Annotated in this window: 19 protein-coding genes; 11 read left to right on the top strand and 8 right to left on the bottom strand. The window is 67.1% G+C overall.

All coding sequences use genetic code 11. The features are described 5' to 3' along the window. Positions 1–45: 45 nt before the first annotated feature. From CEX88_RS05940 to CEX88_RS05920, 5 genes are all read left to right on the top strand, one after another. On the top strand, positions 46–405 hold the full coding sequence (locus CEX88_RS05940; protein WP_202931382.1) for an STAS domain-containing protein: 360 nt from the start codon (positions 46–48) through the stop codon (positions 403–405). Between the two features lie 125 nt (positions 406–530). Further along, on the top strand, positions 531–803 hold the full coding sequence (locus CEX88_RS05935) for a hypothetical protein (RefSeq protein WP_094292740.1): 273 nt from the start codon (positions 531–533) through the stop codon (positions 801–803). 37 nt (positions 804–840) lie between these two features. Further along, on the top strand, positions 841–2427 hold the full coding sequence (locus tag CEX88_RS05930; RefSeq protein WP_094292739.1) for a S53 family peptidase: 1587 nt from the start codon (positions 841–843) through the stop codon (positions 2425–2427). Further along, positions 2424–3617, top strand: coding sequence for a hypothetical protein (locus tag CEX88_RS05925; RefSeq protein ID WP_094292738.1), 1194 nt, complete (start codon positions 2424–2426; stop codon positions 3615–3617). The genes CEX88_RS05930 and CEX88_RS05925 overlap by 4 nt, the downstream gene beginning before the upstream one ends. Beyond that, positions 3614–4342, top strand: coding sequence for a hypothetical protein (locus CEX88_RS05920; RefSeq protein ID WP_094292737.1), 729 nt, complete (start codon positions 3614–3616; stop codon positions 4340–4342). Before CEX88_RS05925 ends, CEX88_RS05920 begins: the two co-directional genes overlap by 4 nt. A gap of 180 nt (positions 4343–4522) precedes the next feature. On the opposite strand, the gene CEX88_RS05915 is transcribed toward CEX88_RS05920, so the two are convergent. From CEX88_RS05915 to CEX88_RS05905, 3 genes are all read right to left on the bottom strand, one after another. After that, positions 4523–6691 (bottom strand): elongation factor G-like protein EF-G2, encoded by a 2169-nt coding sequence (locus CEX88_RS05915; protein ID WP_066848413.1) that lies wholly within the window; start codon positions 6689–6691, stop codon positions 4523–4525. 102 nt (positions 6692–6793) lie between these two features. Further along, on the bottom strand, positions 6794–7201 hold the full coding sequence (locus CEX88_RS05910; protein WP_066848279.1) for a TIGR03668 family PPOX class F420-dependent oxidoreductase: 408 nt from the start codon (positions 7199–7201) through the stop codon (positions 6794–6796). 2 nt (positions 7202–7203) lie between these two features. Further along, positions 7204–7785, bottom strand: a complete 582-nt coding sequence (locus tag CEX88_RS05905; protein WP_094292736.1) for a hypothetical protein — start codon at positions 7783–7785, stop codon at positions 7204–7206. A 134-nt stretch (positions 7786–7919) separates the two neighbouring features. Here CEX88_RS05905 and CEX88_RS05900 point away from each other — a divergent pair, with 134 nt between their 5' ends. Further along, positions 7920–9050, top strand: a complete 1131-nt coding sequence (locus CEX88_RS05900) for an ABC transporter substrate-binding protein (RefSeq protein ID WP_094292735.1) — start codon at positions 7920–7922, stop codon at positions 9048–9050. Between the two features lie 12 nt (positions 9051–9062). Here CEX88_RS05900 and pyrE read toward each other — a convergent pair whose 3' ends face one another. Beyond that, positions 9063–9644, bottom strand: coding sequence for an orotate phosphoribosyltransferase (gene pyrE, locus CEX88_RS05895; protein WP_066848269.1), 582 nt, complete (start codon positions 9642–9644; stop codon positions 9063–9065). A gap of 14 nt (positions 9645–9658) precedes the next feature. Continuing rightward, positions 9659–10459 (bottom strand): HugZ family pyridoxamine 5'-phosphate oxidase, encoded by an 801-nt coding sequence (locus CEX88_RS05890; RefSeq protein ID WP_094292734.1) that lies wholly within the window; start codon positions 10457–10459, stop codon positions 9659–9661. Positions 10460–10539: 80 nt separating this feature from the next. On the opposite strand from CEX88_RS05890, the gene treS reads away from it, so the two are divergent. From treS to CEX88_RS05875, 3 genes are read left to right on the top strand one after another with little or no spacing between them, the layout of a single operon-like run. Then, complete coding sequence (treS, locus tag CEX88_RS05885) at positions 10540–12354, top strand: maltose alpha-D-glucosyltransferase (RefSeq protein ID WP_066848264.1); 1815 nt, start codon at positions 10540–10542, stop codon at positions 12352–12354. Further along, positions 12351–13742 (top strand): maltokinase N-terminal cap-like domain-containing protein, encoded by a 1392-nt coding sequence (locus CEX88_RS05880; protein WP_094292733.1) that lies wholly within the window; start codon positions 12351–12353, stop codon positions 13740–13742. Before treS ends, CEX88_RS05880 begins: the two co-directional genes overlap by 4 nt. A gap of 18 nt (positions 13743–13760) precedes the next feature. Next, complete coding sequence (locus CEX88_RS05875) at positions 13761–14141, top strand: hypothetical protein (RefSeq protein WP_064395962.1); 381 nt, start codon at positions 13761–13763, stop codon at positions 14139–14141. On the opposite strand, the gene CEX88_RS05870 is transcribed toward CEX88_RS05875, so the two are convergent. Continuing rightward, entirely contained in the window at positions 14125–14685 is a 561-nt protein-coding gene (locus tag CEX88_RS05870) for a TetR/AcrR family transcriptional regulator (protein WP_066848409.1), read from the bottom strand. The two genes, CEX88_RS05875 and CEX88_RS05870, sit on opposite strands and share 17 nt — an antisense overlap. Positions 14686–15084: 399 nt before the next feature. On the opposite strand from CEX88_RS05870, the gene CEX88_RS05865 reads away from it, so the two are divergent. Beyond that, positions 15085–15465 (top strand): hypothetical protein, encoded by a 381-nt coding sequence (locus tag CEX88_RS05865; RefSeq protein ID WP_094292731.1) that lies wholly within the window; start codon positions 15085–15087, stop codon positions 15463–15465. Positions 15466–15563: 98 nt separating this feature from the next. On the opposite strand, the gene glgX is transcribed toward CEX88_RS05865, so the two are convergent. Beyond that, positions 15564–17711: a glycogen debranching protein GlgX gene (gene glgX, locus CEX88_RS05860; RefSeq protein ID WP_238381963.1), complete on the bottom strand. Its 2148-nt coding sequence runs from the start codon at positions 17709–17711 to the stop codon at positions 15564–15566. A gap of 110 nt (positions 17712–17821) precedes the next feature. Between glgX and CEX88_RS05855 the strand changes: the two genes are divergently transcribed. Then, positions 17822–18643 (top strand): enoyl-CoA hydratase/isomerase family protein, encoded by an 822-nt coding sequence (locus CEX88_RS05855; protein ID WP_082962284.1) that lies wholly within the window; start codon positions 17822–17824, stop codon positions 18641–18643. On the opposite strand, the gene CEX88_RS05850 is transcribed toward CEX88_RS05855, so the two are convergent. Continuing rightward, positions 18640–19191 (bottom strand): nicotinamidase, encoded by a 552-nt coding sequence (locus CEX88_RS05850; protein ID WP_094292730.1) that lies wholly within the window; start codon positions 19189–19191, stop codon positions 18640–18642. The genes CEX88_RS05855 and CEX88_RS05850 overlap by 4 nt on opposite strands. Between the last annotated feature and the right edge of the window lie 10 nt (positions 19192–19201).

The following is a 19201-nucleotide window of genomic DNA, read 5'->3' as shown; positions in this document are numbered from 1 at the left end:
CGCCCCATTGCCGTCGTGGTGGCGGCGCCTACCGGAGGACCACCGTTGTCACGAATTGAGCCGATAACCACTTCGATCTCCCACGAGGACGGCATCGCTGTGTTGACGGTCGGCGGTGACGTCGACCTCGCCACGGTTCCGGCGTTCCAGGCGGCGATCACCGAGGCGCTCGCGCAGGAGCCCTCCGCCCTCGTCGTCGACCTGCTGGCGGTGGACTTCCTCGCGTCCGCGGGTTTGCAGGCGCTGGTCGCGACGCACGAGACCGTCAGCAAGTCGGCCCGCTTCGCGGTGGTGGCCGATGGGCCCGCGACCAGCAGGCCGATCCAGCTGACCGGCCTCGACCAGGTCTTCTCGCTGTATCCGACCTTGGCCGAGGCGTTGGGCGCGCTGAAGTCCGGTTCCTAGTTCCCGCAGCGTCGCTAGCTGCGATTTCGAACTGAGCGAGCGTCCCGATCTTGGGTTAGAGTTTGAACGCCGACTTTGATCTTGAAGCCTTCTCCGCACCGGTCGGGACAGTTAGGACTGCAACCATGAGGTCAGCTCAGATCGGTCGTCGCATCGCCGCCGTCGCGGGTGGTGCCGCCGCGGTCGCGATGGTCATGTTCAGCGCATCGTGCTCCACCGAGGAGAAGGCGCCGGAGGAGACCACCACGACGACCACTACGACAACCACGACCGAGGCGCCGCCTCCGCCGCCGGTCGAGACCACCGACAAGGCGCCGCGCATCTCGCCGGGACCCAACCCGTTCTCGCCGACGGTGACCGCACCGCCTGCGCCGACGGCGATCCCGGGCGACCACTAGCCGTCCATCGACCCGGGTTCGAAATACGCTGACGTCCGTGAGTGTGCGGCATCTCGGCGTGCTGGCGCTGATCACGGTGGGCGTATTCGTACTCGTCTCCGATCTGCGCCCCGTCTCCGCGCGCTTCGGCGGCGAGGTGATCGCCGGGCCGTACTCCTACCTGTTGGCGAGCTCGACCGATCTGGGGCCCTCGCTCGACAGCGGGGTTCAGCTGACGATGGCGCTGCGCGACGAACACCGCCCCGTGGGAATGTACGCATGGGCCGACGGCCACGGTCTTTCCGTTCGCTGGCGCCCCGGTCATCCCTGGGCGGTGGTGGAAGGACCGGCGGCGTCCGTCGCGGATGCGTTCGACGTCGAGGTCCGTGACTACCGCGGCCGCCGCGGCCAGGTTTTCTACGCATCCCCGCAACAACCGGACGTGCCGGATGCGTTGCGCGAGGAGGTCTCTGAGATCGGCCGGATCCTCGGCTACATGCCGCACCACTTGTCGCACATCTGGACGCTGCCGCTGGATGTGCCGGACAAGGGCCTGACTCCCGAGGCGCTGCGCAACACCTACAACGCCGCACCGCTTGCCGCGGCCGGCTACACAGGCAAGGGCACCACAATCGTGTTCTTCGCCTTCGACGGCTTCGACCAGGCCGACCTCGACAGCTTCGCCGACACTTACGACCTGCCCCGCTTCACCCCCGAGGTGATCGGTGAACTCGACGAACCGCGCGGGGAAGCCACGATGGACCTTCAGGTGGCGCACGCGGTCGCTCCCGATGCGCGCAAGGTCGTGGTCAGTGCGCTTCCGACCGTCACCGCCGACGGCGCGTTCGAACGCATCGGCCAGATGCTCGAGGAGACGGACCGCCGGTATCCCGGCGCCGTGTGGAGCTTCTCCATCGGGTGGGGCTGCGACAAGCTGATCACGGCTGCCGACCTCGCCCCTGTGCGCTCGGCGCTGGCCACCGCGCAGTCACACGGCACCACGGCGTTCAACGCCAGTGGCGACCTGGCGGGCCTCGAGTGCAAAGGCGGCGACGACTGGTCCTCGCCGCCGGGCGAGTCCGACGTCGGCCTGGACTCGATCGCCTCGCTGCCCGAGATGACCGATGTGGGCGGCACCACCCTGTCCACGGACAGCGACGGTCGGTGGCTGTCCGAGCAGGCCTGGTTCGACGTGCCGTTGTCGGTGGGCACGGGCGGCGGTGTCTCGGCGGTGTTCGACCGTCCCGACTGGCAGCGCGAGGTGTGGCCCGACCGCGACACCGACAGAAGGCTGACTCCGGACGTCGCGGCCGTCGCGGACCCGTTCACCGGTGTGCGCATCGTCTTTGCGCAGACGCCGTTGGTCGGTGGCGGCACGTCGCAGTCGGCACCGATATGGGCGGGCCTGGCCGCGGTGATGAACCAGTACCTGCTCGCCAACGGCGGCCGCCTGCTCGGCGACCTGAACCCATTGCTGTACCGCATCTCGCGGGGCGCCCCGCTGCCGGCCTTCCGCGACGTCACCCTCGGAGGTAACGCGGTCGCGGACGCGCTGCCCGGCTATGACCTGGTGACCGGCCTCGGCACTCCGGACGTCGACAACCTCGTGCGCAACGTGCTCACGCTCCAGAAGGCGGCGGCATGACCACCGGTGACGACGACAGCGTGCCGACCGCCGAGTGCCGGGTCTGCAAGACCGACGTGCCGGCCGGCGAGTACTGCGGGTTGTGCGGATGCCACCTGACACCGCGGCCGCGCGAGGGCCCGGACTGGTTGCGGCCGCTGGACTTCAGCGCCGCGCCGAACGAACACCTTCTGCAGGTCTCGGTCGCGAGCTCGCTGTTCCCGCACCTGCCGCAGCGCTCGCGCGCCGCGTTCCGGATCGGCCTTCTCGTGTTGGTGGCGGCTCTGATCGCGTTCGCGTTCCTGCGGTTACCCGCCGCCGTGGTGTCCGTCGCCGCACTGGGATTACCGCTGCTGTTCGTCCTGTACCTGCGTGAGTCGGACGCGTTCCGCGACTTTCCCATCGGCACACTGGTTCTCACGGTCGGCCTGGCGGTGGGCCTCGGGGTGGGCTGGGCGTCGTTGACCGGTGCGATGTTCGCCAAATCCTATGGTGTGGCGTTGGGTTCGGCGATCGCGGGCGAGCACATGCTGCGCATGGGTATCGCGGTTCCGCTCGGCGGGGTCCTCCTGACGTTGTCACCCGCGGTGATCGTTCGCCTGACGCGGCCGTCCTCACGAGAAACGTTGGACGGCTTCATGATCGGGGCGCTGGGGGCCTTGAGTTTTTCCGCGGCGGCGACGCTCACGCGGCTGGCTCCGCAGTTCGGCACGGGAGTGGTGAGCAAGCGGCCGATGGAGAGCCTGCTGGTCGAGGCGGGCATCAGGGGGCTGGCCGCGCCGTTGATCGCCGCGGCGGCAGGTGGATTGATCGGTGCCGCATTGTGGTTCACCCGCCCGCCGAGCAAACGCGACCAGCGCCCGGGTGTCGTGCGCGCGATGCTCATCGGCTTCGCCGTCGCCGTGCTGGGCGTGTATCTGGCGCTGGGCGTGATCGACGTCGCCCGCTTCCCGCAGGTGCTGATGTTGGTGGGCTACCTCGTGCTGGCGGGGGTGGCGTTGCTGTTGCTGCGGTTGGGCCTGCACCTGGCGTTGCTCCACGAGGCGCACGACGAGATCCGTGCGGAGGAACCGCTGCTGTGCCCGCACTGTGGACACGTCGTGCCGGACATGGCGTTCTGCCCGGCGTGCGGGGTGGCGACGCGTGCGTCGTCGCGCTCATCACGCAGGGCGAGGCGCGAATCGCGGCCGGTTCGCGGTGACCCCGAATGAGCGCACCGACGAATTTCTTTCCTGGATACGCGGTTCCGGCAGGTGCATACGCGGCCGCGGCGCCGCGGCGCACGTCGCGCAGGCGGCTGGTGCTGACGTGGTTGGCCGTGATCGCGGTGATCGCCGCTGCCCTGGTCGGGATGTCGGCGATGATGGCCAAGCCGCCGGTGCGCTACATATGCCCACCCGACTGCGGGCGTCCGCCGACCGGCACCCCGGTGTCCATCAACCCTCGTTTCACCTCGCCAAACGGCGCGTTCTCGGTGTCCTATCCCGCGTCGGAGTCGGCCTACCGGGTGAGCACCAAGCCCAACGGGGTGACCGCCGAACTGCTCGCCGGTGACGGTGGGACGCTGCAGTTGTTCAGCGAACCCGCCGCGGGCCGATCCGCGCAGGAGATCGCAAAGTCGTTGGTGAAAGCCACTTTTCCCGACACCCGGACCGCGTACGAGGTTCCCAACGCGATGGTCGGCTTCCACTCGGGATACGGCGAAGTCGCCGACTGTTGGCCGCAAGGCGCCAACAGCAGCTATCTGCGCATGCGGGTTCTGGTCGTGGCCGCGGTGAAGAACGACCTGGCGTTGATTGCGGCGGCAGTCGGGCCGTACCACCAGTTCAGCCCCGACTTCGGGTTCGGCAAACCGTCCGGTGCCAACCTCCAGATCGCCCTGGATATGGGCAAATACGTCAACAGCTTCAGCTGGCGTGGGGATCGGCCCCGGTGATGCATTCAGATGGCGCCGTTGAACAGGCAGAGCCAGGCGGCGACCATCACGATGACCGCCAGGAGCCCGGTCACGATCACGTGAGCCAGCAGATGCGTCCGGTCCTTCATGGCGGCGACGCTAGGGAGGCCTCCTGAGAACCCTCTGGCAGCGCCTGCAGAATCCGCTGATTGACCCGGATCACACCGTCGATGTGACCTTCGCGGCAGCGTGGTCGGGCATCGGGTCGTAACGGGCGAAGGTCCTGGTGAACGTGCCGGCACCGTGGGCCAGCGAACGCAGGTCGATGGCGTAGCGGCTCAGCTCGACCTCGGGGATCTCGGCCTTGACCAGTGTGCGGTCGTCGCCGACCTTTTCGGTGCCGAGCACACGGCCCCGCCGCCCGGCCAAATCGCCCATGATGGCGCCGACGAAGTCGTCGGGAATCAGCACCGTCACCTCGTCGACTGGTTCGAGCAGGTTCACCTTGGTCGCCGCGGCCGCTTCCCGCAGCGCGAGGCCGCCGGCCATCTGGAAGGCGAAGTCGGACGAGTCGACGCTGTGGGCCTTGCCGTCGAACAGCGTGACGCGGATGTCGACGACCGGGTAGCCGGGTCCGACGCCCTTCTCCATCTGCGCCCGAATGCCCTTTTCGACGCTCGGGATGAATTGGCGGGGCACCGCGCCGCCGACGACTTTGTCGATGAACTCGAAACCGGAGCCTTCGGGCAGCGGCTCGACCTCGATGTCGCAGACCGCGTACTGGCCGTGCCCGCCGGACTGCTTGACGTGGCGCCCGTGTCCTTTGGCCTTGCCGCCGAACGTTTCTCGCAATGGAATGCGCAACTCGACGCCGTCGACGGCGACGCCGTAGCGCCGCGACAGCGCATCGAGGACGACGTTGGCGTGCGCTTCGCCCATCGTCCAGAGCACGATCTGATGTGTCTCGGGGTTCTGCTCGATGCGCAGGGTCGGATCCTCGGCGGCCAACCGTTGCAGACCGCCGGACAGTTTGTCTTCGTCGGTCTTCGCTCGTGGCTGCACCGCGATGGGCAGCAGCGGTTCGGGCATGCTCCATGGCCGCAGCACGAGCGGATCGGACTTGTCGGACAGCGTGTCACCGGTCTCGGCCCGGCTGAGACGTCCGATCGCGCAGATGTCGCCGGCGATCACCGAGGAAGCGGGACGCTGCTGCTTGCCGAGCGGAAAGGACAGCGACCCGATGCGCTCGTCCTCGTCGTGATCCTCGTGCGCTGCGAGCGAGCCGGTCAGGGAGCCGCTCCCGCCGAAGAACGACGAGAAGTGGCCGGACACATGCACTGTCGAGTCGGGAGCGATGGTTCCCGAGAACACCCGGACCAGGCTCACCCGTCCCACGTAGGGATCGGATGTCGTCTTGACGACCTCGGCCAGCAGCGGGCCGTTCGGGTCGCACGGAAGCTCGGCGCGCGGTTTGCCCTGCGGCGTGAAGACCTCGGGCAGCCGGTGTTCGGGCGGTGAGGGAAAGCCGGCGGTGATGATCTCAAGCAGTTCCTGCGTGCCGACGCCCGTGCCGCTGCACACCGGGAGCGCGGGGAAGAACGTCGCCCTTGCGACGGCTTTCTCCAGGTCGTCGATGAGCACCGACCGGTCGATCTCCTCACCGCCGAGGTAGCGCTCCATCAGCGTCTCGTCTTCGGACTCCTCGATGATGCCCTCGATCAGCAGGCCGCGGTGCTCGGAGATCGCGTCGGCGTACGAGTCGTCGGGTGCATGGGTGGCGGTGCGTTTACCGTCGGCGTATTCGTAGTGCGCCTCGGACAACAGCCCGATCAGCCCGGTGCACGGTGAGTTCGCGGGCAGGTACAGCGGAAGTACCTTGTCGCCGAACGCCTGCTGCGCGCCGGCCAACGCGTTGGGGTAGTTCGCGCGGGCGTGGTCGAGTTTGGTGATGACTACGGCGCGCGGCATTCCCACCTGGCTGCATTCGAGCCACAGCGCCTTGGTGGGTTCGTCGACTCCTTCGTTGGCGGCGATCACGAACAGCGCGCAGTCCGCGGCACGCAATCCCGCTCGCAGTTCCCCGACGAAGTCGGCGTAGCCGGGGGTGTCGATGAGATTGACCTTGATGCCGTCGTGTCGTAGGGACGCGAGCGCAAGGCCTACCGAACGTTGTTGGGCGATCTCGGCGTCGTCGCTGTCGCAGACGGTGGTGCCGTCCTGAACGGAACCCTGTCTGGTCAGGACTCCTGCGGCCACCAGAAGTGCCTCGACGAGTGTTGTCTTGCCGCCACCCGATGGGCCCACCAGCACCACATTGCGGATGGCGGCCGGACTGTCCGCGTTCGGGGCGGCTCCGGCGCCCTGGGAATGTGTCGTCTTGTCAACCATGACGTTCCCTTCCACGACGGCTGCGCTGCCGCCGCCAAAGTGTGTGTTAGACCACAATTCCCCTATCCGACAGCGAGCACAAGGGCTTGATCGATTTGGCGCTCAGGCCTGCCACGAAGCCCACTTCGTGATGGTCACGCTGACCACGGGGCCGTCGAGGGCGATTCGCTCATACTGCGAATACTTGTTGCGTAGCAGCGTGTATCCGGCCGCCAATTCTTCGCCGCTGTAGTGGATTTCGGCTAGGCCGTCGACACGCACCCACCACAGCTGCGTCCAGTCGTCGTCGTAGTGGTCGACGAGCATGCTCACGTGCGGGTTGCCCTCGATGTTGCTCAACCGCCGGAGGTTGCGCGTCGACTTCCGCTTGGCGTCGACGGCGGTGTAGGCCATCCCGGCGTGCACGGCGAACACGACCGGCACCAGGTGTGGCGCCCCTGCGGAACCCACGGTGGCGAGCGCCGCGACGGGCGCCGCGGCGAACATGGCCTCGGGCTCGAATGCGGCCATACTCATCGCTGGGACTGGCTGGGGCGCTGCGGTGCAACGCTGATCGGCGACCGCGTGACCGGTGTGCGCGTCACCCCGATCTCCGGGTCGCGGCCGGCTCTGGTCGGTGGAGTGCGCGGTCGGTTGGTCGCCGGCGGCGGAGGGGCGACCGGCGCCGCCGACGTCTGGACGCGTGGCGGTGGAGCCGGCCGTGGCGAGGGTGGCGGGGTGCTCGGTGATTGCGGTGGCGTGCGCGCCGGTGCCGTCGTCTGTACGGTCGGGCGGACCGGTTCGGACTCCTGGTCGGCCGGCTCGCCAGGCGAGTGGAGCACCAGCAGGACTGCGGAGACGACGAGCGCGACGGCCGCGATCGCGGCGGCGATCAAGACGCTGAGATTTCGTTTTGTCCGGTACCAGGGCGGCGGGGCGGGCTCGAAATACCAGCTGTTCTCGTCGAATGCGTCGAACATCATGTCGCGTCCGGGCACCTTGTCGGGGTCGAAGACCTCGGCGTCGGCGTGCGGCCCCGGATCGGCGGCGTCCGCGACATCGACCGGATCGTCTATCAGGTAGTCGAAGTCCCCCGAAACTTCGCGTCGCGCCACACGAGAATGCTAACGCCGGGCAAAGCGAACGGTCTGGCAAACTCCGATGGGAGTTGCACGTCGTCCACCGGGGCGATCCGGTGCGGCAGCCGCTGCACCACCGCGCCGACTCCTGACCATCGGAAGGTTCGGCATTGAAGATCACGACTCTGGCGGCCCCGTTCGCCGCATCCGTTCTGCTGCTGGCCGGTTCGGTCGCGTGCGCGTCGCCGGAACAGAGCGGTGACGCTGAGCGGACCCAGCCCGGTGTCAAGGCCGCAGAAGCCACGTCGGCCGAGGATTTCGGCGGGATCGACGGGCTGGTCGCGGCGGCCAAGAACGAGGGTGAACTCAATGTGATTGCCCTACCACCGGATTGGGCAAACTACGGCGCGATCATCAGGGCGTTCTCCGACAAATACGGCATCACGGTCAACTCGGCGCAGCCCGACGCGTCGAGCCAGGAGGAGATCGACGCGGCCAATCAGCAGAAGGGCAGCGACACCGCACCCGACGTGTTCGACCTCGGACAGTCCGTCGCGCTCGCCAACACCGGGATGTTCGCGCCGTACAAGGTGGTCAACTTCGACGACATCCCTTCGGCGTTCAAAGACCGGGACGGAGCGTGGGTCAACGATTACGGCGGCTACATGTCGATCGGCTACGACTCGGCGAAGGTGCCGCCGGTCACGCGCATCGACGACCTGCTGAAGCCGGAGTACCGGAGCGCGGTGGCACTCAACGGCGACCCCACCCAGGCCGGTGCCGCGTTCTCGGGCGTGGTGATGGTTGCGCTGTCCCAAGGGGGTTCGGTCGACGACATCGCGCCCGGTGTCGAGTTTTTCCAGAAGTTGGCCGACGCGGGCAATTTCGTCCCCGTCAACCCGACGTCGGCCACCATCGAATCCGGTCAGACGCCGGTCGTGATCGACTGGAACTACGTCAACGCCGCCGAAAGCAAGAAGCTGCCGTCGTGGCAGGTGTTAGTTCCGCCGGATTACACCGTCGCCGGGTACTACTACCAGGCGATCAACAAAGACGCGCCGCACCCGGCCGCGGCGCGGCTCTGGCAGGAATTCCTCTACAGCGACGAGGGCCAGAACTTGCTCGCGCTCGGTGGTGTTCGACCGGTCCGCGCCGACAACATGGCCGCCGACGGCACTTTGGACAAGGCGGCGGCGGAATCATTGCCCGTCATCAACGGGCCGGTGACGGTGCCCTCACCCCAGCAGACCGAGGCCGCCACCAAATACCTGGCGGAGCACTGGGCCGCCGCGATCGGCTGACCTAACCGGAGTTCAGACGTCCTTGACCGGTTCGATGCTCAGGTCTCGGTACGTGACCAGCGCGGCGAACGGCACGCCCCGCGCGGCAAAGCGTTTGGCGGCGATGTCGCCGCGGTCCACCATCGGGATCACGCCGGTGACCACCGCACCCGCCGCGGTCACCCGGTCGAACGCGATCTCGGTCGAGCCGCCGGTGCTGATGACGTCGTCGACCAGCAACACCCGCGTACCCGGCGCCAAGCGGGTGCCCTCGATCCACTGTTCGCGACCGCGCGCCTTCTGCTCCTTGCGGACCGAGAACCACGCCTTGCCGGTGACCATCGCGACGCCGTGGGCCAGCGGGTCGGCGCCCATGGTCAGCCCGCCCACCGCGTCGAACTCGATGCCGCGGCTCTCAGCCAGCTCGGCGACCGCGCGGCTGACGATGGTCAACCGCTCACCGGTGTCGATCGCGTACTTGCCGTCGATGTAGTCGTGGCTGAGCTGGCCGCTGGCCAACTTGAACGGCTCCTCACGGCGCTCGTGGCCGCGGGTGGCGATCAGGTCGAACGCCGCTTGCCAGGTGGCCGGTCGCCCGGAGGGAGCCGCAGTCATGAGGTGATGGTATTTCAGCCGCGGCGCGCCAGGCGGGTCAGCTCGACGGCGGCCGAACGCAATTCGTCGATCGAGTCGAGTTTCTTGGGATAGCCGATCCGCGTGTAGGCGAGCCCGCGCTCGGTGGTGAGCCGCAGGTCGAGGCCGTACCGGTCGGCGCCGGTGCAGGTCGCCGCGGTGGTGTCCGGGTAGCCGCCCAGCGCCTTGGCCATCGCGACCAGCGTGTCGGCGTGATCGGCGTTGAGATGCGCGACGGCGCCGGCCGCCAACGGTTGCACCGGATCGGGCTGCGCGGCCGAATACGCATCATTCGTCGTCGACTCCATCCGCCCGTAACCACCGACCCAGCGCACCCGCTGCACCCGCAGCACCCACAGCGTGAAATCGCTGTAGTCGATGTAGTACTTGGCGGCGGCGACGGCCGAAAGGTGTGCCTCGCGCGCGGCGGCGAGTTCATCGTCGGCGGGTCGCTCCACCACCCCAGCGAGCGTGACCCGCCCGCTGGCCAGTGGGTCGGTCTCCGACGTCGGCGCGACAATCGCGATGCTCGCCCGCGGGTCGGTCAACAGGTTGCGGCCGTGCTCGGCGAGGTTGGACACGCACAGCACCGGGGCGCCCTCGAGCAATCCGTACGTCACGAATGACGCCCACGGATCCCCGTCGGCCGTCAGCGTCGCCAATGTTGCGGTATTGGTGGATGCGGCGATGGTCCGGGCTTCCTCGGCGGCCGTCGGGCGCACGGAGTTGACGACCTCCGTCAGCGGCGGAGGAATCGACGGTGCATCGCCGGGGTCGCCGTGATCACGTGTGGCCACGCCGGAACGATACCGAAGTGAGCGTCGGCAGATTTTTCCACCGATTCGTTTCCTCGCGACGTGGGTAGGTTGAAGGCCGTATGGATAAGCACAGCGGTGTCAGAGCATCCGCCGACCACGACCCGGCGGAGGGCAGTCACGTCGAGGACGGTGTCGTCGAGCACCCCACCGCCGAAGACTTCAGCCACGCCCGGATCCTGCCCGAGGACCGCACCTGGTTCAAACGTGCCGTCTTCTACGAGGTGCTGGTGCGCGCCTTCTACGACTCGAACTCTGACGGCATCGGCGATCTGCGCGGGCTGACCGAGCAACTCGACTACGTGAAGTGGCTTGGCGTGGACTGTCTTTGGCTCCCACCGTTCTACGATTCGCCGTTGCGCGACGGTGGCTACGACATCCGCGACTTCTACAAGGTGCTGCCCGAGTTCGGCACCGTCGAGGACTTCGTCGAACTGCTGGACGCCGCGCACCGCCGCGGTATCCGCGTCATCACCGACCTGGTGATGAACCACACCTCCGATCAGCATGCGTGGTTTCAGGAATCACGCCGCGACCCCGACGGTCCGTACGGCGACTACTTCGTGTGGAGCGACACCAGCGACAAGTACAACGACGCCCGCATCATCTTCGTCGACACCGAGGAGTCGAACTGGACCTTCGATCCGGTGCGACGGCAGTTCTACTGGCACCGCTTCTTCAGCCACCAGCCCGACCTCAACTACGACAACCCCGCCGTACAAGAGGCGATGCTCGATGTCCTGCGGTTCTGGCTCGACCTCGGCATCGACGGCTTCCGGTTGGACGCGGTGCCCTACCTCTTCGAGCGGGAAGGCACCAACTGCGAGAACCTGCCCGAGACCCATGCGTTCCTCAAGCACTGCCGCAAGGTGATCGACGACGAGTATCCGGGTCGCGTGCTGTTGGCCGAGGCCAACCAGTGGCCCGCCGACGTCGTCGAGTACTTCGGTGATCCGGACACCGGCGGCGACGAATGCCATATGGCGTTCCACTTCCCGCTGATGCCGCGGATCTTCATGGCGGTCCGACGCGAGTCGCGGTTCCCGATCTCGGAGATTTTGGCGCAGACGCCCGACATCCCCGAGATGGCGCAGTGGGGCATCTTCCTTCGCAACCACGATGAGTTGACGCTGGAGATGGTCACCGACGAAGAGCGCGACTACATGTACTCCGAGTACGCCAAGGATCCGCGGATGAAGGCGAACGTCGGTATCCGCCGACGGCTGGCGCCGCTGCTGGACAACGACCGCAACCAGATGGAGTTGTTCACCGCGCTGCTGCTGTCGCTGCCCGGGTCGCCGGTGCTGTACTACGGCGACGAGATCGGGATGGGCGACATCATCTGGCTCGGCGACCGCGACGCGGTGCGCACCCCCATGCAGTGGACGCCCGACCGCAACGCGGGCTTTTCGACAGCGACGCCCGGGCGGTTGTATCTGCCGCCGAACCAGGACGCGATCTATGGCTATCAGGCCGTCAACGTCGAAGCGCAGCGGGACATCTCGAACTCGCTGCTCAACTGGACCCGCACGATGCTCGCGGTGCGCAGCCGCCATGAGGCGTTCGCCATCGGGAGCTTCCACGAACTGGGCGGTTCCAACCCGTCGGTGCTCACCTACGTCCGCGAGGTCGAGAAGGAGTCAGGTGACGGGGCCGGCGCGAAGGACACCGTGCTCTGCGTCAACAACCTCTCCCGGTTCCCTCAGCCGATCGAGTTGAATCTGCAGGCCTACAACGGATACACGCCGGTCGAGATGACCGGATACGTGGAGTTTCCCCGCATCGGCCAGTTGCCGTACCTGTTGACCCTGCCCGGCCATGGGTTCTACTGGTTCTCGCTGAAGGCACCCAGCCCGGAGCATGGAGAACAGTCATGACCCTGCCGTTCGAAGAGTGGCTGCCGCACCAACGGTGGTACGCCGGCCGCAGCCGCGAATTGGCCAATGTGCAGCAGGCGGCCCGTACCGCCCTGCGTGAGGATCTTGACCTCGTACTGCTCGACGTGTCCTACACCGACGGCTCGACCGAGCGCTATCAGGTGTTGGTGCGCTGGAACTTCGGAGCCGCGAATGCGGCGGCACCAGACAGGGGTCCGATTGACCATGAATTCCTAGAGGTCGCAACGATCGGTGTGTCCGCCGATTCCTCGGGCGAGCGCACCGCCTACGACGCGCTCTACGACCCCGGCGCGGCGCAGTATCTGCTGTCGCTGATCGACTCGTCAGCGACGGTCGGGTCCGGCGCCGAGGCCGTGCGCTTCGTCAAGGAACCCGGCGTGGAGTTGCCGCTGGACGCGGCGCCGCGGGTCTCGTCGGCCGAACAGAGCAACACCAGCGTGGTGTTCGAGGAGAAGGCGATCCTCAAGCTCTTCCGCCGCATCACGCCGGGTATCAACCCGGACATCGAGCTGAACCGGGTGTTGGCCCGCGCCGACAACCCGCATGTGGCGCGGCTGCTCGGCTCGTTCGAGACCACCTGGGACGGAAGTGAGGACGGTGAGCCGTGCGCGCTCGGCATGGTCACCGAGTTCGCGGCGACCTCGGCCGAGGGCTGGGATATGGCCACCGCCAGCACCCGCGACCTGTTCGCCGAGGGCGACCTGTACGCCGACGAGGTCGGGGGCGACTTCGCGGGCGAGTCGTATCGGCTCGGTGAGGCGGTCGCGTCGGTGCACGCCACGCTGGCCGACGAACTGGGCACCGAGACCACCGCCTTCCCGACCGACACGGCCTTGGAGCGGCTGGCGTCGGCGACCAAGTCCGTGCCCGATCTCGAGCAGTACGCGCCGCTGATCGAGGAGCGGTACCGCAAGCTGTCGGACGAGACGGTCACTGTTCAGCGCATCCACGGCGATCTGCATCTCGGCCAGGTGTTGCGCATCCCCGAGGGGTGGCTGCTGATCGACTTCGAGGGCGAGCCCGGCCAGCCGCTTGAGGAACGGCGCCGACCGGATTCCCCGCTGCGTGACGTGGCCGGGGTGCTGCGGTCGTTCGAATACGCCGCCTACCAACGGTTGATGGAACAGTCCTCCGACGAAGACCACGACCGTCAGCTCGGTGCGCGGGCCCGCGAGTGGGTGGACCGCAACGCCGCGTCTTTCTGCGAGGGGTACGCCGGGGTGTCGGGTACCGACCCGCGAGACTCCGGTCAGCTGCTGGCGGCCTACGAACTGGACAAGGCGATCTACGAGGCCGCGTACGAGGCGCGCTTCCGGCCGAGTTGGTTGCGGATCCCGATGAAGTCGATCGCGCGCATCATCGGCTGATCTGAGGTTGATCTGACCGTGGCCAAATACTCGCTCAACGACGCTGCGATGGCTAAAGCGCGTGAGCTCATCGATGCGCGCCAGTACGTGCTCGACAGCGATTGGGGCGAGGTACAGCCGCGCGCCGAGGCGCAGAACTCCTACCTGGACACGCACTCGTGGGAGGACTACGCGGCCTGGCATCTCGGCCTGACCGAGGGCGCGCGCGACGAGACCAAGGCGCGGTACGCGTTCGTCTACGGCGACTTTCGGCGACTCCACCGGTCGGGGCTGATCGCGTGCGTGTACCGGGCGTCGGAGTGGCGACACAAGGACGTCGAACTCGCCGCCCACCACCTGCTGCAGTACCTCGACGGAAAGACCGGGCTCAAGCCGTCGCGGCCTATCGGTGAAGCATGAGGTCGAGTACGCGCTCGCTCAATGCCGCAGGCTCGCGCGGTGCCGACCGCACTTCGTGCAACAAGCCGATGCCTGTAGCGAACAGGAGAGCCGAACGCAGATCGGCCTCGCCGTCGTCGAATCCGTAGTCGACGAGCGCCTCCCGCACGGCGCTGCGCACCCGCACATCGCTCTGCTGGACGCTGGCCAACACCGTCTGGTCGGTCAACGACCAGACCCGCATCGCGCGCTCCAACGCCCACTGGTCGGGACACATCAGCGTCTGGATCATCGCCGCCAACCGGGGGCGGGGCTCGGCACCGCGCATGTCCTCGAATCGGCGTCGCTGTTCGTCGTGCAGGTTGGCCCACGCACGGGCGAGCGCGTCGCGGTAGGCAGGCATATCGGTGAAATGCCAGTAGAAGCTGCCCTTGGTGACGTCGAGACGCTCACACAGACGGCCGATCCGCAGCGCGCCGGGGCCGCCGTCGGCGAGCACATCAAAACCAGTCTGGATCCAGTCTTGAGCGGTCACGCGGCGCCCGGTGCTGGTGGGGGCCGTCATGCAGGGCAGCATACGGCGACCGGCCCAGCATTACTGACACTCACGAAAATTATGGAAGTGCGCGAGTCGTGGCGGGGTGCAACGTCGCGACGAAGGAATTGGACGGCAACCGTGGCCGCCGGTAGGCGCCGCCGCTCATCGGCTCCTACTCGCCCCGCCAGGGCGTGTGACAACTCAGACTGTCATTCACGACGGCCACGGTTGCTCTGGGACAAACCGTAGCACAAAAGGACGTCACCGTCAGGGATTTCGCCGGTCAAGAAGCCTGTCGCACAGTCGTTTTCGGCGATCGTCGGGCCGGATACGGCTGGCTGCCGAGGGTCGGTCGGCGGACGGTAGGGGTCGGTTCGCCGCGCGGTGCGGCGTTTAGCCACCGGGCAGGTGGGCAACCGAATACCTGTGAGCGCAAACCCTGACCCAGGTTATTCACCCAACGACGGCGGCGGCGTCGGCGACACGCTGCGCCCGACGGAGGCCTTGGACTCCGACGACGTGCGCAACGACGACGGCGACGAGACCGTCGATCCGCCAGAGGGGTGGCGTGAAGCCGACAAGATCAATGCCGACGGAGAGGTCGACGAGAGCCTCGACGAGAAACTCGCCGCCGAAGAGCCCGAGCAGCCCGAGCTGAACCAGCCGAGGAGTGAGCCGAGCGGCGACACCGAGCTGCGCCCCGACGACCAGCTCGAGCGCATCGACCCCGACCAGCACGGCCGCGACATGGGCCAGATCGACGGCACCCCTGAAGACGGCGATTCGTTCTTCCCGGTGGTCGAGTAGGGGTACCTTCTTCGGCGCCGAATCTGAGCTTGTGATCGAAAATCCGGCGATTTGTCGCGCAAAACCTCAGTTTCGCGGAGCCCTGGCGACGGAGGCGGCTACTCTTCCGTCGCCGCTTGCAACACCAGAACGGAACGCGCCGCGACCTGAACCTTCCGCCCGGCTTCGACGGGTGTCGGTTCGTCGCCGTCATCGGCCGCAGTGTCGATCACCGCGATCCAGGAGTCCCCGAACTTCTTCTCCGGCATCACGAAGTCGATCGGTTCGTAGTGGGCGTTGAAGCACAGAACGAACGAGTCATCGACGATGCGCTGCCCGCGCACGTCGCGATCGGGAATGCCGTTGCCGTTGAGATACACCGCGATTGACTTCGCGTAACCCGTTTCCCAATCCTCGTCGCTCATCTCCGAGCCGTCGGGTGCGAACCAGGCGATGTCGGGCAGCCCGTCACCGCCGCGCTGGCGTACGGGCCGCCCGGAGAAGAACCGGCGCCGGCGGAACACCGGGTGCGCCGCGCGCAGCGCCGACACCTTGCGGGTGAATTCCATCAGATCGGTGTCGGGGTCTGACCAGTCGATCCACGACAGTTCGTTGTCCTGGCAGTACACGTTGTTGTTGCCCTGCTGGGTGCGTCCGAGCTCGTCGCCGTGGGCGATCATCGGAACGCCCTGCGAAAGCAGCAGCGTCGTAAGGAAATTGCGCTGTTGGCGCGATCGCAGCGCGTTGATCTCGGGATCGTCGGTCGGCCCCTCCACGCCGCAGTTCCAGGACCGGTTGTGGCTCTCGCCGTCGTTGTTGTCCTCGCCGTTGGCCTCGTTGTGTTTCTCGTTGTAGGACACCAGGTCACGCAGCGTGAAACCGTCGTGGGCGATGACGAAGTTGATGGAGGCGACGGGTCGCCGGCCGGTCTGCTCGTACAGATCGGCCGAACCGGTTAAGCGATAAGCGAGTTCGTCGAGCGTGGCGGGCTCACCACGCCAGTAGTCGCGGACCGTGTCGCGGTATTTACCATTCCACTCCGTCCACTGCGGCGGGAAGTTGCCGACCTGGTAACCACCGGGCCCGACATCCCATGGCTCGGCGATCAGCTTGACCTGGCTGACCGTCGGATCCTGTTGTACGAGTTCGAAGAATGTCGACAGCCGGTCGACGTCGTAGAACTCGCGGGCCAACGTGGAGGCGAGGTCGAACCGGAAACCGTCGACGTGCATCTCGGTGACCCAGTACCGCAACGAATCCATGATCAGCTGAAGCGAATGCGGATGGCCGACGTTGAGGCTGTTGCCGGTTCCGGTGTAGTCCATGTAGTACCGCTTGTCGTCTTCGACGAGCCGGTAGTACGCGCCGTTGTCGATGCCCCGCATGGACAGCGTCGGGCCCAGGTGGTTGCCCTCGGCGGTGTGGTTGTAGACCACGTCGAGGATCACCTCGATACCTGCCTCATGCAGTGCGCGGACCATCGCCTTGAACTCCTGCACCTGTCCGCCGGGATTCGGGCTGGAGCTGTACTTGGAGTCGGGCGCCAGGAAGCCGATCGTGTTGTAGCCCCAGTAGTTGGACAGGCCCTTGTCGATCAGCGTGGAGTCGTTGGCGAAGTGGTGCACCGGTAGCAACTCGATCGCAGTCACCCCGAGCGACTGCAGATGCTCGATGATCACCGGATGCGCCACGGCCGAATAGGTGCCGCGAATGTTCTCGGGAATATCGGGGTGCGTCTGCGTCAGGCCCTTGACGTGCGCCTCGTAGATCACCGAGTCGGCGTACTCGTAGTCCGGTGGGCGGTCGTTGCCCCAGTCGAAGTACGGGTTGATGACCACCGACTTCGGCATGCTCGCGGCGGAGTCGTCGTCGTTGCGGCTGTCGGGGTCGCCGAAGTTGTAGCTGAACAGCGACTGGTTCCAGTCGAAATTGCCGTCGATGGCCTTCGAGTACGGATCGAGCAGCAGCTTGTTGGGGTTGCAGCGCTGACCCGACGGCGGGTCATAGGTGCCGTGCACCCGGTAGCCATACCGCTGACCCGGCTCGATGTTCGGGATGAAACCGTGCCAGACAAACGCGTCGTTCTCGGGCAGCGTGATCCGGGTCTCGGTGCCATCGGCGTCGAACAGGCACAACTCGACCTTCTCGGCGGCCTCACTGAACACCGCGAAGTTGGTGCCCGTCCCGTCGTAGGTCGCTCCGAGCGGGTAGGCCTTACCGGGCCAGACCTCCAGGGACGCGGCTTGGGGGGCGGGGGCTTGGGTCAATTCTCACTCCAGACGACGACACACACGGACAACGAGACGATACGGGTGTGCCCGATGCGGCAGCATCACAACCAACTACGCACCAACATCACACCAGCCAGGAGAAACGCGTGCCCGCCCGCCCCGACCTGCCCGGTTACCGCACGCTGCTGACCGGCGTCGAGGACGGGGTGGCGACCATCACGCTGAACCGGCCGCGGCAGCGCAACGCCGTCGGCGACGGCATGCGCGACGAACTCGCCGACGCCTACCGGCGGCTCGGCGGCGACGACGCGGTGCGGGTGATCGTGCTGACCGGAACCCCGCCTGCGTTCTGTGCAGGCGCCGACCTGGCCGCCGGCGAAGCCACCTTCGCCGCCCCGGGCTCGGGCTTCAGCGCGGCCGGTATCGATGTGCCCGCGTGGACGCTGCCCAAGCCGGTCATTGCAGCGGTCAACGGGCACGCGATCGGGTTGGGGCTGACGCTGGCGCTGCAGTGCGACATCCGGTTCTTCGCCGCCGGGGGCCGCTACGGCGTCGTGCAGGTGCGGCGCGGAGTGGTCGGTGACGCCTATTCCCACTGGATCCTTCCGCGCCTGGTCGGTGTCGCCAACGCGGCCGAAATACTGCTGAGCGGAGCCACTTTCGACGGGACGAGGGCGGTGCAGCTCGGGTTGGGCAGCCGGGTACTGCCCGCCGACGAGGTGCTGCCCGCCGCGTTGGACCTCGCCCGCGACATCGCCGTCAACACCGCGCCGATGTCGGTGGCGGCCAGCAAGCGGCTGCTGTGGGACGCGTACGACCTCGATCGGTCCGAAGTCGGCGCCCGCGAGACGCAGATCCACCTGCAGCTGATGGGACACGACGACGCCAAGGAAGGCGTGCGGGCGTTCCTGGAGGGCCGGGCGCCGTCGTGGACGGGTAAGCCGGTCGACCCGACAGCCGGCGACTAGACGATCTCGACGCCCACCGCGCGCAGGTCTTCGACGGCCTTGGCGGTCGACTCGGCGGTGACCCCGGCGGTCAGGTCGAGCAGGACGCGTGTGGTGAACCCATTGGCTACCGCGTCGGCCGCCGTCGCCCGCACGCAGTGGTCGGTCGCGATGCCGACCACGTCGATCTGGTCGACTCCGCGTTCACGTAACCAGTCGGCCAGCGTCGTGCCGGCCTCGTCGCTGCCCTCGAAGCCGCTGTAGGCGGCCGAGTACTCGCCCTTGGTGAAGACCGCCTCGACCGCATCGGGCCGGAACTGCGGATGAAAGTCGGCACCGGTGGTACCGACCACGCAGTGCCGCGGCCAGGACGTCACGAAGTCGGGGTTGTCGGAGAAGTGGTCGCCGGGGTCGATGTGAAAGTCCTTGGTGGCCACCACATGTGCGTATTCGGTCTGGTCGGCGAGCAACTGGCTGATGTTGCGGGCGACGTCGGTGCCGCCGCTGACGGCCAGCGAGCCGCCCTCGCAGAAGTCGTTCTGCACGTCGACGATGATGAGCGCCTTCATGCCTCCCGAC

Source organism: Mycobacterium neumannii, assembly GCF_002245615.1.
Taxonomy (GTDB): Bacteria; Actinomycetota; Actinomycetes; order Mycobacteriales; family Mycobacteriaceae; genus Mycobacterium; species Mycobacterium neumannii_A.
This window is presented reverse-complemented; position numbering and strand designations above follow the sequence as displayed.

Coding starts and splice junctions, on each gene's coding strand:
- CEX88_RS05925 (WP_094292738.1), top strand. CDS start 2,424: ATGACCACCGGTGACGACGACAGCGTGCCGACCGCCGAGTGCCGGGTC.
- CEX88_RS05915 (WP_066848413.1), bottom strand. CDS start 6,691: ATGGTTGACAAGACGACACATTCCCAGGGCGCCGGAGCCGCCCCGAAC.
- CEX88_RS05880 (WP_094292733.1), top strand. CDS start 12,351: ATGACCCTGCCGTTCGAAGAGTGGCTGCCGCACCAACGGTGGTACGCC.
- treS (WP_066848264.1), top strand. CDS start 10,540: ATGGATAAGCACAGCGGTGTCAGAGCATCCGCCGACCACGACCCGGCG.
- CEX88_RS05850 (WP_094292730.1), bottom strand. CDS start 19,191: ATGAAGGCGCTCATCATCGTCGACGTGCAGAACGACTTCTGCGAGGGC.
- CEX88_RS05935 (WP_094292740.1), top strand. CDS start 531: ATGAGGTCAGCTCAGATCGGTCGTCGCATCGCCGCCGTCGCGGGTGGT.
- CEX88_RS05920 (WP_094292737.1), top strand. CDS start 3,614: ATGAGCGCACCGACGAATTTCTTTCCTGGATACGCGGTTCCGGCAGGT.
- CEX88_RS05870 (WP_066848409.1), bottom strand. CDS start 14,685: ATGACGGCCCCCACCAGCACCGGGCGCCGCGTGACCGCTCAAGACTGG.
- pyrE (WP_066848269.1), bottom strand. CDS start 9,644: ATGACTGCGGCTCCCTCCGGGCGACCGGCCACCTGGCAAGCGGCGTTC.
- CEX88_RS05910 (WP_066848279.1), bottom strand. CDS start 7,201: ATGGCCGCATTCGAGCCCGAGGCCATGTTCGCCGCGGCGCCCGTCGCG.